The organism is Methylophaga sp. UBA2496 (genome assembly GCF_002341635.1).
Taxonomy (GTDB): domain Bacteria; phylum Pseudomonadota; class Gammaproteobacteria; order Nitrosococcales; family Methylophagaceae; genus Methylophaga.
In genome coordinates this window covers 220,978-234,826 of sequence record NZ_DDOK01000004.1, presented here as the reverse complement: position 1 = coordinate 234,826, position 13,849 = coordinate 220,978, and the positions used below count along the sequence as shown (strand labels likewise).

The window sequence follows — 13,849 nt, the reverse complement described above, 5'->3', positions numbered from 1 at the left end:
GGACAGCGCTGATGAATATCACTAAAAAACAGCTTGATTCAGCTGTTAAACAACAGCTTATCTCCCAGGATCAGGCAGAAAAGCTATTCGAATTTTTTAAATCCCAACCATCGTCTGGTCCCAGTTTTGACTTTACCCATGTGCTTTATTATATGGGCGGCTTGATTGCCATTGGGGCGATGACCCTGTTTATGACCCTGGGCTGGGAAAGCTTTGGTGGCTGGGGGATATTCTTTATCAGTCTGGCGTATGCCGGTGTGGGACTCAAACTGGCTAATCGTTTTCAAACAAAAGGTTATGCCATTCCTGCCGGGATTTGTGCGACCTTTGTGGTGGCACTGACACCTCTGGCTTTTTATGGCTTACAGCAGGGGATGGGCTGGTGGCCGGATGAGAGTGTTTATCGTGATTACCATCGTTATATCCAGTGGCATTGGTTATATATGGAATTGGGTACATTGATTGTGGGCGCAATGATTTTTTATCGCTACCGTTATCCATTTTTACTGATGCCAATTGCCGTGACACTATGGTATCTGTCGATGGATATTGCCGCCATGATGGTTGGTGGCTATGCCAACTTTGAACTGCGTGCTTTGGTGTCGATGTACTTTGGTCTGGCGATGACACTGTTTGCGTTCTGGGTAGATATGCGGGGTTACAAATCAGGTGATTATGCTTTCTGGTTATATCTGTTTGGTGTGATAGCGTTCTGGGGCGGTATGACCTCACAATACTCTGATAGTGAGTTGGCTAAATTCATCTATTTCAGTATTAATCTGTTGATGATTGGTATTGGTGTAGTGATATCACAGCGGGTATTTGTGGTATTCGGTGCACTGGGCTCGGCCTTTTACCTTGGGCATCTTGCCAATGTGGTTTTCAAGGACAGTCTGCTGTTTCCTATTGCACTGACCGCTATCGGTCTTGGGCTGATTTATCTGGGTGTTTTGTGGCAGAAACATGAACAACAAATCAGTGAGAGCATTCAGGCCCATCTGCCAGTGACACTAAGAGAATTTCTAGCTGCTAAAAAACGCTGAATGCAGATGCTTAAAGCAGATTCCTGCTTTAAGCATTTATGGCTTGATCTTCTTCACCATAAGCCCCACTTGTTATCAGATACGTTAAAATGCCGGTTAATCCCCGGTATTTTTATTTGCCACATAACCACCCGCTAGATGCAGTATGAGGAATCATCATGCAAGACGACGCCATTCAGGCAGATCATTTACAACGTTTTATTTTTGATAATGCCGCTATTCGTGGGGAATGGGTGCAACTCAAGCAAACCTGGCAGATCGTTAAAGTTCAGCGCGAATACCCACCGGCAGTGGCTTCCTTGCTGGGGCAAATGCTCTCTGCTGCGGCATTACTGGCTGAAACCGTCAAAATGTCGGGTCGACTGGTGTTGCAATGCCGTTCTGATGGTCCAGTTTCGCTGCTTATGGTTGAATGTACCAGTGACCATACTTTACGAGGTCTGGCGAACTGGGAGGGGGAAATTGCTGATGACGCCACCATGCAGGAGTTGTTAGGTGAGGGGAATCTGGCGATTACCATTGAAAATGTAGAAGCCAAGCAACCCTACCAAGGTATTGTCAGTGTGCAGGGCGAAACGATTGCGGAAATGCTGGAAGTATATTTTGCTCAATCCGAGCAATTAAAAACCCGTATCTGGTTAGCCACAGATGAACACACTGCCGGCGGTTTGATGCTTCAGCAATTACCCGAGCAGGATCCCGAACAACATGATGAGAACTGGACCCGAATCAATTTTCTGGCCGAAACAGTCACGAATGAAGAACTGTTGAATCTGGATGCAGTCTCCTTGTTATATCGATTATTTCATGAAGAAATGGTGCGTTTATTGAGTACAACCATGCTGGAATTTGCCTGTACCTGTTCACGTCAACGGGTGGCTGATACTATCAAGCTGCTGGGGCGACAGGAAGCAGAAGATATCATTGCCGAACGTGGCTTTGTCGAACTGGCCTGTGAGTTCTGTAACACGCATTATCAGTTTGATCCGGTGGATGTGGCGGGGTTATTCAGTGACCCGCTGAATATCCAGAATGATTCAGATACTTTGCATTAACCTGGAATAAACATGGCGCATATTGTCATTATCGGTGCGAGTACCGGTGGTTTACCGGCTGCTTATGAATGCCGGGCAGCTTTAGACAAAACACACCATATCAGCGTGGTATCCAATACACCGATTTTTCACTTTGTACCCAGCAATCCCTGGGTAGCCGTGGGCTGGCGAAAGCGTGCTGATATCAGCTTTGAACTGGTATCCGTGTTATCCAGTAAAAACATCGATTTCTACGACTCTGGCGCCACCAAAATCAAACCCGCCACTAATCAGGTTTTGCTGGGTGATAACACCATTCTCAATTACGACTATCTGATTATTGCTACCGGTCCCAAACTGGCCTTTGATGAAATCGAAGGTTTTGGTCCGCAAGCCCATACCCATTCCATCTGCACGGTGAGCCATGCTGAAGACAGCTATCATGCCTGGCGTCATTTATTGAAAAATCCTGGTCCAATTGTCGTGGGTGCAGTGCAAGGGGCTTCCTGTTTTGGTCCCGCCTACGAATTTGCCTTCATCATGAACCGGGCATTACGCAAAGCCAAAGTACGGGATCGGGTACCGATGACATTTGTCACGCCGGAGCCTTATATCGGCCACATGGGCTTGGGGGGAGTTGGTGATTCCAAAGGACTGTTTGAATCCGAATTTCGTAAAAACGATATCAAGTGGATCACCAATGCCCGGGTTAAGTCCATCAGCAAAGGCAAAATGCTGGTCGAGCAGGTGGATGATAATGCTGAGACCATCAAAACCCATCAACTGGCGTTTGATTACAGTATGTTAATTCCAGCATTTAAGGGTGTCGACTGTGTTGCAAATCTGAGTGAGGATTTGGTCAACCCACGAGGCTTTCTGAAAGTCGATGAATTTCAGCGTAATCCTGCTTACCCGAATATCTATGGTGTCGGTGTCTGTGTGGCGATTCCACCAGTTGAAGCGACAGCTTTACCGGTGGGCGTACCCAAAACCGGCTATATGATTGAAAGTATGGCGAAAGCTGCCGTAGCCAATATTCAGGCTGCCTTAGAAGAGCGTCCAATTGAAACACGGGCCAGTTTGAATGCGGTGTGTCTGGCCGATATGGGGCATACCGGTGCCGCGTTTGTTGCCTTACCACAAATTCCACCACGCAATCTGGCCTGGATGAAAAAAGGCCGTTGGGTGCAAATAGCGAAAATCGCCTTTGAAAAATACTTTCTGTTCCGTATGAAACGCGGATTGCCTGAATCCTTCTACGAACGCTGTCTGCTACGTTGTTTCGGGATCAGCAAAATTAAATAATCTAATGAAAGCAACTTATATCAGAATGTGGTGGCTGAGCTTAATCATTCCTATCATACTGATATTAAGCGGTTGCTCCGGCCGGATCACGCCACCTAAATCCCCGGAAATTCCACGAGCCGTGTTTGTACTTGATCATGGGCAACACTCCAGTTTGATCATTGAAGATAAACAGGGTGATCTGGCACGTTATTCCTACGGCGACTGGCGCTATTATGCTGAGGGTAAAACCGGTATATTTTCGGGTGTCAGAGCCATCTTCGTGCCAACCAAGGCGGCGTTAGGTCGTAAACAACTCTCGGGACCGGCAACGCCTGAAAACATCCATGAGCAAGTCAAAATAGCGGTGTTAACTATTGTTTCACTTGAAGCAGAAGCCTCAGCAGTCGATGCTTTACAGCAGAAACTCGACACTGTTTATCAGCAAAACCAGGCATCACGGATCTATCGACAAGATTTTGACCTCGAATTTGTACATTACCCGATGACATACAGTGTTTTGAATAACTCCAATCAAGTCATAGGGCAGTGGCTTACTGAACTGGGCAGTGAAATCGAAGGCTGGCCGTTGTTATCAAATTGGCAGGTTAACCCCTGAACAGACAGCTTGTCTCACAGTCCACTTCAAACGTCATTTTTGGAATTGCAGACAACTTTACTGACATAATTGGCTGATACTATCTGCTCTGCAAAATTTATTGGGGTAGTCTGCATGTCAGAAAAAATCAAAGCTGTGGTGAATCATTCTCTGGCAATTGCTCAGGATATCGGGCTGATCATCGTTGCCATCGCCACGCTGGTGGCCGTGGGAATTGAAATCAATTTTATGTTTGAAAACGGTACCGTCTTACTGACCGATTTATTGTTGCTGTTTATCTATCTGGAAGTGCTGACCATGGTGGCGGTTTATTACAAGTCAGGTGAGTTACCCATCAAGTTTCCATTATATATCGCCATTGTGGCTTTAGCGCGTTACCTGATTCTGGATATGAAAAACATTGATACCTGGCGAATTCTGGGTGTTACCGTTGCGATTCTTCTGCTGGGGTTATCAATAATCGTCATTCATTATTGTCAAACCAATCTGTTTGAGAAAAGCCGTGAATCCGTTGATTAGGCCGAACCTTAGTTGAGCCCGTTTCGGCTGAACATCAACAACAATGGTTTAAGCCAATGCTGACGCCAGGTCAGTATGCTGGCAATGCCTTTTCCAGCCAGGCTAAGCAGCATTACCCAGACTAATACCGCCATAGTGGGATGGTCGGCGGCCAGACAAAGTAGTAAACCGGCAACCAGACTGCAATAACCCACAATACGTAAACGAAGTTGTTCGACTGAAGAGGGCAGACTGGTTTCGTTACCAACCACCTGACGCCAGTGATTGGGCAGGCTGAGAGAAAGACAAGCCATACCCAATAGAGTGATAAAAATGGCGGCTAACCAACAAATGACTTCAACCACGGCTGGTCTCCAGTTTTTGTGCTGAAAATTCAATGGCTTTATTCACAGCAACATTCTCACGTTTTTTCAGGAATCTTGCGGCATAAATCGCGACAGCACTGCTGACCAGCAAGCTTAAATCCACCCCGGCAACCGGCCAGTAATGAAATGCTGTTTCCAATAAATGATCGCCTGTCGTCACCCAATTAAGGATCACGGCAGCAACGGCAAGCACAGCAAATAAAATGCTTTGTTCACGCCAGGCGGGTGAAATGTGCAGATGGCGAATCGCAGAACTGCGCCAGAAGGCGTGCAGTAACATCACACTCCAGCTTCCCCAGAACACCACCTGTTCCCAGTAACCTTTACCGATCATTTCAGCGGGTAATAAGCGGTTTGCCACCAACATGCTGACGGTAGCCACCAACATGCCAGTCACAGTCGTGACAGCCAGTGCATCAACTATCTGACTGCCGGAGCTGCCCTGCAATGTATGCTGACGTTTACGTTTTTCGACAAAGAAGATAAAGCCGGTAGCAATACAGATGGCTCCGACCAATCCGCCAAATACATACAACCAACGCAGCAGCCAATGTTCAAAATGCTGTAAATGCAGTCCGGTCAGAAATTCGTTGATTTCAGAAACCGCAGAGCGGGGTGGTTCTTCACGAATTAACTCACCGGTACTGGCATTAAAGTGCATGCCTTCACCTACCAGAGCAACCCGATCACTACCGGCACGATAAATACTGACAAAGCTGTTGGCATCATCCACATGCGTGATTTTCAAAAAGCCGACTTCACCCGGCATCTCTTTCTCAGCCCAGCGTTGTTTGGCATGCGCCACCATGGCATCCACAGAAGCTATCTCAGAGGCCACCCCGGCACGGTCATGCGGTAAACCGGTTTCGCTGGCCTCAACCATTTCATGGTAATCATGTAAGGGCTCCAGCTGAGTATGTGTCACCGGAAAGTAGAAAAAGCTGGCAAAGATCACCAGACCGGTAAAGGTAAAAAAGAAATGAAACGGCAATGCCACCATGCCGGTGAGATTATGCAAATCCAGCACACTGCGCTGCGTTTGTTTGTCTGGACGGAAGGTAAAAAACTCACGGAAACGCTTACGATGAATAATCACCCCACTGACTAAAGCCGCCATCATAATAAAGGCGGCAATACCGACGATATAAATGCCAATGTGATTCCAGTTCCAGTTCAGGCTGTAATGCATCGGATAGAAAAACTTGCTGCCGATTTTCAGCTGGTCATCTGGGAACGCCTTACCAGTACGTGGATCAATGGTGATATTGCCATGAATATGATTATGACCTTCAGGGTCGAGTGGCTGCGGCACCAGAAAGCCAACACCCATAATCAGCACCGGATCACGATGCGTGGTGTAAGCCCAGAATTCATCGGCTGGTAATTCTGTACGAGGAGTCATCGGCCCCTGACTCAAATCATGCAGCAGCGGCATGTTGGTGTTGTAATCCTGCTCATTGGGTTCAACCGAACGCAAAATCGGCAGCAACATCTCATCAAAGGATGGCATCACCTGTGGTTCAAAACGGCTTTCCGGTATTGACCAGCGATCAATTTCACGATCAAAAACGGACAGGCTGCCAAAAAAGAACACCACCATCAGAATAAAACCCAGGGTCAGACCAAACCAGGTATGCAGCCAGGCCATTGATTGTCGAAAGCTACTGAACATGGTTTAAATTCCTTGTAAAAATGACTGTTGCACAACACTGGCCAGCACGGTCATTACCACACCACCCCCAAACAGAATCAGCCATAACCGAATTAACTTATCTGTTGCCATTCCCCATAAAAACAGACTGAGATAGACCAGTAAGCCCAGCATCAACATGCCCATTTCAACATCATGAAATTCCACACCCAACGGAATCAAAGCCGCAATAGTGATGGCAATCAGGCCCCAGGTGAACAGATAGCCGCCCACCAGACTGGCAAAAATCCGGCTGGCAACTGGCCAGGCGGGAGAGGAAAAATTTGGCATGAAAACGGACCTGTCTGAAAAACGAAATGCATCACTGAGAGATAACACTCTGTGAATTGCTAAAATCTAATGCTAAATGATAATAATTAACATTCACATTGTATAGCGGTATGCTTTTTAATTAAAGGGGAAAAATTCATCCACAGCGCTTCTCCCTGGTAATCGAATCGCCACTGTTTGATAAGTACAACCAGCTTTGTAGTTCAATAATTTCAGCCTTTGTAAAACAACACCTATTGACAGCAATGCTATAAATTTAATGGATGCTTTAAAGCCCAACGATTTTTTAAACTTCAGGAAACATGAACCGACATGAATAACAATAAGCGAAGCCATTTCTTTGTAAAACAATGGATGTTGGTGTTATGGCTTTTAGCCAGTAGTTCGGCATTTGCTCAAGCTCCCTTCGAACTTGCCAAAGTGAAGACCGAAGCAGGGCAATCACATTCTTATATCGCCGAAGAACATGATATTAAAGTGCCCGTCACCGTGATACATGGCACACAACCCGGGCCGGTGTTATTACTCACAGCCGGAGTGCACGGGGATGAGTTTCCAGCCATTTTGGCTTTGCAACGTCTGCGCGAAGAGGTCGATGCAAAACAATTAAAAGGCACGTTAATAATGGTGCATCTGGCTAACTTGCCGGGGTTTCATGCCCGCCGGGTTGCTTTGCATCCTGCCGATAATAAAAATCTTAATCGCGAATTTCCCGGTGATAAAAACGGTACCCCCACCGAACAACTGGCCGAGTTTTTTACCCGTGAATTTATCAGCCGCATCGATTTTCTGATTGATATGCATTCCGGCAGCTGGAATCAGCAGTTATGGCCACACGTCTATTCACCGTTTGTCGGTGATCAACAACTGGACGATCTGACCTTTGAATTCGCCAAAGCCATCGGTATGCAACATATCGTAATGTATGGCGAACGTCCACGCGATCCGGCCAATTCGATTTCCTATCCGAATACCGCCATGACACGCGGCAAACCCGGCCTCACCACTGAAATAGGTCATCTTGGTCAACGTGATGAAGCATCAGTTGAAGACACGCTAACGCTGTCGCGAAATGCGCTGTACTTTCTGGAAATGCTGCCCGGCAAACCAATGCCGCATTCAGATCCGATCATCTATGACAAACTCAAATCCGTTGCCAGCCCGGCCGATGGTTTATTCACCCCACGCGTTGAAATCGGCAGTGCCGTAGAAAAGGGCACCATCGTCGGAGATATCAGAGATTATTTTGGCAATATCGTCGCCGAGTTAACCGCACCCGTAAGCGGAACTGTATTGATGATTAACGACACCCCGCCGGTTAAGGCAGGCGAAACACCTGTAACCATTGGAATTGAGCAGGAAAACTAAGAAATTAGCCTGAATACTATTGTCACTCGACAGGCAAATTCATAACTGCTTGCTGTAGCGACGTTATCAGGAATAAAGTTCATCAACAGCGCCTGGGAGCAAAAATGACATGAAGCTCGAGTTTAAATGGTCTCGTTTGGAATCTTTAACTACCATCGAGCTTTACGAGATCATCAAAGCGCGTGAATCGGTTTTTGTTGTCGAGCAACATTGTCCCTATCAGGAAACCGATGATTTGGACGTTCACGCCTGGCATCTATCTGCCCTGGTAAATGGTGAACTGGCCGCTTACGCCAGAGTTATTGAGCCGGGAATTAAAAGCAACCAGCCGTCGATTGGCCGCGTGATGAGCGTTAAAAAATTCAGGGCGCAAGGAATCGGTAGAGCACTGATGGAAGAAGCTATCAAATTCATTGAACTCAAATTTCCAGACAATGACATCAAAATCTCAGCACAGGTTTACTTACAACAGTTCTATACATCACTTGGTTTTCATGCTTCTGGAGAACCGTATGATGAAGATGGTCTACCGCATATCGACATGATTAAGTCAGTAAATCACACAGCTAAATACTGAGCGATTGTGCAAAGAGATTATATCGAATCATCTTTAAATGCTGCCGACAGGTAACCCGTTTTGCACGATCCAAATGGTAGCTCAGCTTGGACTTACTTCATACATTTGATACAATTTTTCAGGCTATGTAATACATAGTTATACAAATGGTGATGATATGAAAACAGAAATGCTGAGTACCCGAATTGACCACGAGACCAAGTTAGCTTTTACGAACGTTTGCGAGGATATGGGACTTAGCCCATCTCAAGCCATAAAGCTTTTTGCCAAGGCGGTAATCAATTATGGCGGTATACCGTTTGAGCTGAGAATGAAACAGCCTAATGCAACAACAGCCGCAGCTATCGCCGAGTTAGAGACGGGCAAGGCAAATTCTGCCAGCGATATTGAAACACTGTTCAAGGAACTGAACATTGGTAAATTGGATAATGCTTAAACTTGAGTACTCGACCCAGTTTAAAAAAGACTTTAAGAAAATAGTGAAACGGCCAATTGCCGATGTAATTGAGGTCGGCCACGTCATTAAACAACTACAACTCGGCGAAACGCTCCCGGAAAAGTATGTTGATCACCCACTGTCTGGCAATTGGCAAAATTATAGAGACTGCCACATAAAACCTGACTTGGTTTTAATTTATAAACTCGACAATACCTCGCTCAAGCTGGCCAGAATAGGCACCCATGCCGACTTGTTTCGATAGCAGGCTGGTGAACGGTATTAAACCTTACCCAACAATAAAATCTGTTAAATGCTTGCTGTAACGTTATAGCCGGGCGTAAAGTCTTTGCGTAGGCCTCACGGATTATGGACGCTAAGCCATGTATCAAAACATTATTTCCATAGTTGCCACCAGAGATATTTAGGAGCAGAGCAAAAACTAACGTGAAAATCAAGGTGTCAGCCAGCTTGATTATGCAAAATCAAGGGAAATCAAGGGGAAATCAAGGTGTCAGCCAGCTTGATTATGAAATCAAATTTATTCAAACAGAATGAAGCAGTGAAAACATAGTGTTAATCTGACCTTAAATTTAAAAACTTTGGGAAGGAAAACGACACAATGAAAAAAACGATTTTATTACCTATTTTTTTAATCCTTTCGGCATGCAAAGTAGACACCGTTATTGATGTTTCAACCGATCAGCTCAGAAATGAAACCCCCGAAAATTTAACAGCCAGCTTGTATCTTGAAATACCATCCTGCAATGATTATGAAGATTCACGCAGAGAATCTGATTCATTAGTCAACGCTAAAGCAAAAACACCGCAATTGTTTAAAGGTGCAGAATACGTTGAATGTTTTACTCAAAAAATGGACACATGGGCTCATTTCAAAATACCCGTTGCAATTATAAAAGACTCTCGCTCGCCTGTTACTGATTTGAATCTTGTAAGCAATGAATTCACTTTAATGGGTATGGCTGCGAAAGAAGATTTTGTTAAAAGGTTGGAAGATGAAAATAGTCGTTCCTATGTTTCTAACGATTATTACATTGAAATAAATTTAAAAACTAATGAAGAATTTGATATTAAAGTTATATCTGCATATTTACAGGATCATCCATACACAATTGGCACAGGTACCTTCAAAAAAGATGCAACTATCAAAATATCCCTTTCTGATGTCTCCATTGATCAGCTACTAACCGATCATCAAGTAGTAATACTTGAGTATCAGTGATATCTAGGTCAAGAATAAAAATTCAAATCAATGAAAATCAAGGGGCCATCCAAGCTGATTACACGCTCCCCTTTGATACCTTGTTAATCTCGATTAATGCTGTCGCTAATTCCATATGGTACTTATTGTTTTCTGACAGCGTTTTATCGTCGTATTAAGCTAAGCTCTTAACAAGAGAAAAATACTTGCAGCACGCATTGTTAATTATTAATCCGCATAGCCGAAATGGGCAAGCTGAGGCATTGGAAGAGGCCGTACAATTGCTTGAAGCCTCAGGCATTGAGGTCTGCGTTTATGAGTCTGAAAGCGAAGCCCATTTGATTTCGCTCATTGAAGCGTATGAACGAGAAGACGGAATCATTATTCTGGCCGGTGGTGATGGAACCATCAGCTCCGCTTTGGATGCTATCTATACCTGTCAACGCACATTGGCTATTTTCCCAATGGGAACGGCAAATGATCTTGCCCGATCCATTGGTGTCCCGGAGGATCTGTTATCCGCTGCACAGGTCATCGTTGATGGCAGGCGCGAACGCATCAGTTTAGGTAAAGTCAATAAACAGGCTTTTATTAATGTGGCTCACGTAGGTTTAGGGGTTGATGTAACACGCGAGCTTACCTCGGATAGCAAGAAGTTCTTTGGTGTGTTCGCGTATCTTGGCGCATTTTTAAGAGCAATTAAGCGTAACAAAAGCTTTAAAGTTCACATCAAAGCAGATGACTGGCAGTGCTCCACCAAGGCCATTCATCTGGCAATAGGCAATGGTCGGTTTTATGGTGGCGGGAATATCGTTGATCAACGATCAACGTTGCTGGATGGACAGCTGAATTTGTTTTTTATCAAGCCACAACGATGGTGGCAGCTTTTGTTGCTCGGACCTCAATTACGTAACGGTGATTTGCATACGACTGACCGCATAGTCCGTAAAACCGCTGAAAAGTTCAGTATTCAGACCACTAAACCAAAAGCGTTGGAAGCCGATGGTGAAGCTAAAACAACAACGCCCGCAGAATTTGACGTTATCCCTAAAGCCATCGAAGCCATTGTTGGCGATATGCCAACAGCCACCTCAGGAACAGTTTGATATGTTGATAATACGTACTGATGACCAGGCCGATGCTCTGGAGATTTTAAAATTAATCATCGAAACAGCCGACTTTTACCGGGCAATGGGTGAGTTATTAACGGAAGAAAATGTGAATCATCCGCTTTTTGACATTGCCAAACAACGGGAGTCGTATATAGAGTCGTTTCGAAAAGTCGTTAAACAGTTGCATGAACTTCCAGCGACACCCGATTCCGATAAAGAATGGGTTGATGAGCTTGGTGGCAGGATGACCAATTTGTTTTCTGCTGATTCCACCCAGGCGATTTTAGATAAATGTCTTAAAAAAGATGAAGTGCTGGCTGAACTAATCAACAATACGGCATTAGCAGAACAGTCGACAGAATTCAAAAAATTACTTGATTCTCTGTACAAGCATCTCGCTGAGACAAAACAACTCATATTAAATAATTAAGCAATATCAGCTGTCCGCCAAATAGATTGTGAATCAACTTTTTACCAAGACGCTTGTCCTCTTTCCTATGATTAAAGTGAAAACTGTCCATCTTTGACCAGCTTAATTGAATTCTAAGGAGCGCTTACCATGAACAAACGCTTCACTCGCAGACAGAGTCTCAAGTTGATCGGTGCCGGTCTGGCCGTTTCCATATTGCCTCCCATGCCGATTTTTGCTGCCGGCAATGAGCTGCTTCAAAAACGCTATTCGGGTGATAAAAAGCTGCCGGTCATTGGTATGGGCACCTGGCGTACTTTTAATGTCGGCAGTGATTCAAAGTTGCTCGATGCCCGGGCCGAAGTGGTAAGAACTTTTTTTGAGCTTGGCGGTGGCATGATTGATTCTTCGCCGATGTATGGTTCTGCACCGGATGTAATGGGCCATGCATTGCAGCAGCTTGGTATTCCTGACAGTTTGTTCTCAGCCGAAAAAGTCTGGAGCCCGGCCGGTGGTTCAGCTCACGAACAGGTTGCTGATTTGAAAGCACGCTGGCAGGTCGGTTATTTCGATCTGGTGCAAGTTCATAATCTGACAGACTGGCGGGAACACCTGGCGGCGCTGCGTGAAATGAAAGCTGAAGGCAGAATTGGCCATATCGGCATTACCACATCGCATGGTCGTCGTCACACAGAGTTCGAACAGATCATGGCTTCTGAAGACATCGACTTTATTCAGCTTACCTACAATATAGCCCAGCGTAAGGCAGAAAAACGGCTGCTGCCTTTGGCAGAAGAAAAAGGCATTGCGGTGATCGCCAACCGACCCTTTAATGGCGGCAGTCTGATTCAGGGTTTGAAGCGCCGTGACGCGCCACTGCCCGAATGGGCAGAGGCGGAATGTGGCTCGACGACCTGGGCAGAGTTTCTGTTGAAGTTTATTGTCAGTCACCCGGCCATGACCTGCGCCATTCCCGCGACAAGCAAGGTAGAGCATCTTCGTGAAAATATGCGTGCCGGTCTTGACCCGATGCCTTCGGCCAGCACCAGACAAAAGATGGCGCGTTATATCGAGGCGCTATGAACAGCTGGACCAGCTACGATCTTCACGATTTTATTCCCTTTACTGCCGATATCTATTTTCGCTTGCTTGAACGCATGAGTGAAAGTTTCTGGCCACTGCATCTGCTGACACTGATGCTAGGGGTGACAGCTGTTTGGCTGGCATTCAAAAATTACTCCCGATTAGTTTGTCTTTTGATCGCGCCTGTCTGGGCGTTTGTAGGGTATGCATTTTTTATACAACATTATGCCGAGCTCAACTGGGCAGGTGGCTATATTGGCTATGTTTTTTTCGCCCAGACCATCCTGTTGTTATTGGTTGCACTCACCGGTCTGGGATTTGACAATGTTTCGCGCAAAAAGCCAGCGGCTGTTATTGGTATAGCGATTGCCTTGGCGGGATTGATTGGCTTGCCGTTTATGGCGCCACTCATGGGTGGATCCTGGCTACAGGCCGAAGTGTTTGGTATCCATGCTGATCCGACTGCCGTAACCACGCTGGGACTTGCATTGATTATGTTCAGGGGATGGGGGTTGTGGCTGATCGCCATCATACCGGCATTCTGGTTATTAATTTCTGGTCTGACCTTATGGGTATTGGGTACGCCGGGAGCTATTGCACTGTTTACCATAGTGGCAACAGGACTGATCGGGCTGATTTGGAAAAGTGCTGAAAGTCGGTTTGTTTAAACTGGCGGATTAATTAAATAGTTTGAAGCGAAAGTCTCAACAGGCTTTCGTTAAATGCCTGTGAGCAGAAAGAAAACGCAAACTTGAGTTGGGTCTGGTCTTGGTGAAAATATCAATCCTCGATGATTG

At 45.6% G+C, this 13,849-nt stretch carries 17 protein-coding genes; 14 read left to right on the top strand and 3 right to left on the bottom strand.

Annotation, left to right across the window (positions count from 1 at the left end):
- Positions 1–11: 11 nt before the first annotated feature.
- The 5 genes from B2W60_RS04295 (at position 12) to B2W60_RS04275 (ending at position 4,499) form a co-directional block, all read left to right on the top strand.
- The gene (locus B2W60_RS04295) at positions 12–1,043 is read left to right on the top strand and encodes a DUF2157 domain-containing protein (RefSeq protein ID WP_292362452.1); all 1,032 of its coding nucleotides are present in this window, start codon (positions 12–14) and stop codon (positions 1,041–1,043) included.
- Positions 1,044–1,201: 158 nt separating this feature from the next.
- Positions 1,202–2,098, top strand: a complete 897-nt coding sequence (gene hslO / locus B2W60_RS04290) for an Hsp33 family molecular chaperone HslO (protein WP_292362453.1) — start codon at positions 1,202–1,204, stop codon at positions 2,096–2,098.
- Between the two features lie 12 nt (positions 2,099–2,110).
- On the top strand, positions 2,111–3,382 hold the full coding sequence (locus tag B2W60_RS04285) for an NAD(P)/FAD-dependent oxidoreductase (protein WP_292362455.1): 1,272 nt from the start codon (positions 2,111–2,113) through the stop codon (positions 3,380–3,382).
- A gap of 4 nt (positions 3,383–3,386) precedes the next feature.
- The gene (locus B2W60_RS04280) at positions 3,387–3,980 is read left to right on the top strand and encodes a hypothetical protein (RefSeq protein ID WP_292362456.1); all 594 of its coding nucleotides are present in this window, start codon (positions 3,387–3,389) and stop codon (positions 3,978–3,980) included.
- A 114-nt stretch (positions 3,981–4,094) separates the two neighbouring features.
- The gene (locus tag B2W60_RS04275) at positions 4,095–4,499 is read left to right on the top strand and encodes a phosphate-starvation-inducible PsiE family protein (RefSeq protein WP_292362457.1); all 405 of its coding nucleotides are present in this window, start codon (positions 4,095–4,097) and stop codon (positions 4,497–4,499) included.
- Positions 4,500–4,507: 8 nt separating this feature from the next.
- Here the strand turns inward: B2W60_RS04275 and B2W60_RS04270 are convergent, their stop codons facing one another.
- Genes B2W60_RS04270 through B2W60_RS04260 form a run of 3 tightly spaced genes read right to left on the bottom strand, consistent with a single transcriptional unit; the run spans position 4,508 to position 6,845 of the window.
- Complete coding sequence (locus B2W60_RS04270; RefSeq protein ID WP_292362458.1) at positions 4,508–4,843, bottom strand: DUF3325 domain-containing protein; 336 nt, start codon at positions 4,841–4,843, stop codon at positions 4,508–4,510.
- Entirely contained in the window at positions 4,836–6,536 is a 1,701-nt protein-coding gene (locus tag B2W60_RS04265; protein WP_292362459.1) for a PepSY-associated TM helix domain-containing protein, read from the bottom strand. Before B2W60_RS04265 ends, B2W60_RS04270 begins: the two co-directional genes overlap by 8 nt.
- A 3-nt stretch (positions 6,537–6,539) precedes the next feature.
- Positions 6,540–6,845 carry an iron uptake protein gene (locus tag B2W60_RS04260; RefSeq protein WP_292362460.1) on the bottom strand — a complete coding sequence of 102 codons (306 nt, stop codon included), beginning with the start codon at positions 6,843–6,845 and terminating at the stop codon, positions 6,540–6,542.
- A gap of 312 nt (positions 6,846–7,157) precedes the next feature.
- Between B2W60_RS04260 and B2W60_RS04255 the strand changes: the two genes are divergently transcribed.
- The 9 genes from B2W60_RS04255 to B2W60_RS04215 all read left to right on the top strand — a co-directional run bounded on the left by B2W60_RS04255 (position 7,158) and on the right by B2W60_RS04215 (position 13,720).
- Positions 7,158–8,213 (top strand): succinylglutamate desuccinylase/aspartoacylase family protein, encoded by a 1,056-nt coding sequence (locus B2W60_RS04255; RefSeq protein WP_292362462.1) that lies wholly within the window; start codon positions 7,158–7,160, stop codon positions 8,211–8,213.
- A 109-nt stretch (positions 8,214–8,322) separates the two neighbouring features.
- Positions 8,323–8,790 (top strand): GNAT family N-acetyltransferase, encoded by a 468-nt coding sequence (locus B2W60_RS04250; RefSeq protein WP_292362463.1) that lies wholly within the window; start codon positions 8,323–8,325, stop codon positions 8,788–8,790.
- A 157-nt stretch (positions 8,791–8,947) separates the two neighbouring features.
- The gene (locus B2W60_RS04245; protein ID WP_292362464.1) at positions 8,948–9,226 is read left to right on the top strand and encodes a type II toxin-antitoxin system RelB/DinJ family antitoxin; all 279 of its coding nucleotides are present in this window, start codon (positions 8,948–8,950) and stop codon (positions 9,224–9,226) included.
- Positions 9,219–9,491 (top strand): type II toxin-antitoxin system YafQ family toxin, encoded by a 273-nt coding sequence (locus tag B2W60_RS04240; protein WP_292362465.1) that lies wholly within the window; start codon positions 9,219–9,221, stop codon positions 9,489–9,491. The genes B2W60_RS04245 and B2W60_RS04240 overlap by 8 nt, the downstream gene beginning before the upstream one ends.
- A 357-nt stretch (positions 9,492–9,848) precedes the next feature.
- Positions 9,849–10,469, top strand: coding sequence for a DUF7424 family protein (locus B2W60_RS04235; protein WP_292362466.1), 621 nt, complete (start codon positions 9,849–9,851; stop codon positions 10,467–10,469).
- Between the two features lie 185 nt (positions 10,470–10,654).
- Entirely contained in the window at positions 10,655–11,554 is a 900-nt protein-coding gene (locus B2W60_RS04230) for a lipid kinase (protein WP_292362467.1), read from the top strand.
- A gap of 1 nt (position 11,555) precedes the next feature.
- On the top strand, positions 11,556–11,990 hold the full coding sequence (locus tag B2W60_RS04225) for a hypothetical protein (protein WP_292362468.1): 435 nt from the start codon (positions 11,556–11,558) through the stop codon (positions 11,988–11,990).
- A gap of 129 nt (positions 11,991–12,119) precedes the next feature.
- A complete protein-coding gene (locus B2W60_RS04220) occupies positions 12,120–13,052 on the top strand; it encodes an aldo/keto reductase (protein ID WP_292362469.1) in 933 nt (310 codons plus the stop codon).
- Positions 13,049–13,720: an MFS transporter permease gene (locus B2W60_RS04215; RefSeq protein ID WP_292362470.1), complete on the top strand. Its 672-nt coding sequence runs from the start codon at positions 13,049–13,051 to the stop codon at positions 13,718–13,720. The genes B2W60_RS04220 and B2W60_RS04215 overlap by 4 nt, the downstream gene beginning before the upstream one ends.
- The last annotated feature ends 129 nt before the right edge of the window (positions 13,721–13,849 follow it).

Excerpts from the sequence above, each read along its gene's own strand:
- B2W60_RS04295 (WP_292362452.1), top strand. The coding sequence starts at position 12 with ATGAATATCACTAAAAAACAGCTTGATTCAGCTGTTAAACAACAGCTT.
- B2W60_RS04285 (WP_292362455.1), top strand. The coding sequence starts at position 2,111 with ATGGCGCATATTGTCATTATCGGTGCGAGTACCGGTGGTTTACCGGCT.
- B2W60_RS04280 (WP_292362456.1), top strand. The coding sequence starts at position 3,387 with ATGAAAGCAACTTATATCAGAATGTGGTGGCTGAGCTTAATCATTCCT.
- hslO (WP_292362453.1), top strand. The coding sequence starts at position 1,202 with ATGCAAGACGACGCCATTCAGGCAGATCATTTACAACGTTTTATTTTT.
- B2W60_RS04235 (WP_292362466.1), top strand. The coding sequence starts at position 9,849 with ATGAAAAAAACGATTTTATTACCTATTTTTTTAATCCTTTCGGCATGC.
- B2W60_RS04225 (WP_292362468.1), top strand. The coding sequence starts at position 11,556 with ATGTTGATAATACGTACTGATGACCAGGCCGATGCTCTGGAGATTTTA.
- B2W60_RS04245 (WP_292362464.1), top strand. The coding sequence starts at position 8,948 with ATGAAAACAGAAATGCTGAGTACCCGAATTGACCACGAGACCAAGTTA.
- B2W60_RS04220 (WP_292362469.1), top strand. The coding sequence starts at position 12,120 with ATGAACAAACGCTTCACTCGCAGACAGAGTCTCAAGTTGATCGGTGCC.
- B2W60_RS04275 (WP_292362457.1), top strand. The coding sequence starts at position 4,095 with ATGTCAGAAAAAATCAAAGCTGTGGTGAATCATTCTCTGGCAATTGCT.
- B2W60_RS04265 (WP_292362459.1), bottom strand. The coding sequence starts at position 6,536 with ATGTTCAGTAGCTTTCGACAATCAATGGCCTGGCTGCATACCTGGTTT.
- B2W60_RS04250 (WP_292362463.1), top strand. The coding sequence starts at position 8,323 with ATGAAGCTCGAGTTTAAATGGTCTCGTTTGGAATCTTTAACTACCATC.
- B2W60_RS04260 (WP_292362460.1), bottom strand. The coding sequence starts at position 6,845 with ATGCCAAATTTTTCCTCTCCCGCCTGGCCAGTTGCCAGCCGGATTTTT.
- B2W60_RS04215 (WP_292362470.1), top strand. The coding sequence starts at position 13,049 with ATGAACAGCTGGACCAGCTACGATCTTCACGATTTTATTCCCTTTACT.
- B2W60_RS04240 (WP_292362465.1), top strand. The coding sequence starts at position 9,219 with ATGCTTAAACTTGAGTACTCGACCCAGTTTAAAAAAGACTTTAAGAAA.
- B2W60_RS04255 (WP_292362462.1), top strand. The coding sequence starts at position 7,158 with ATGAATAACAATAAGCGAAGCCATTTCTTTGTAAAACAATGGATGTTG.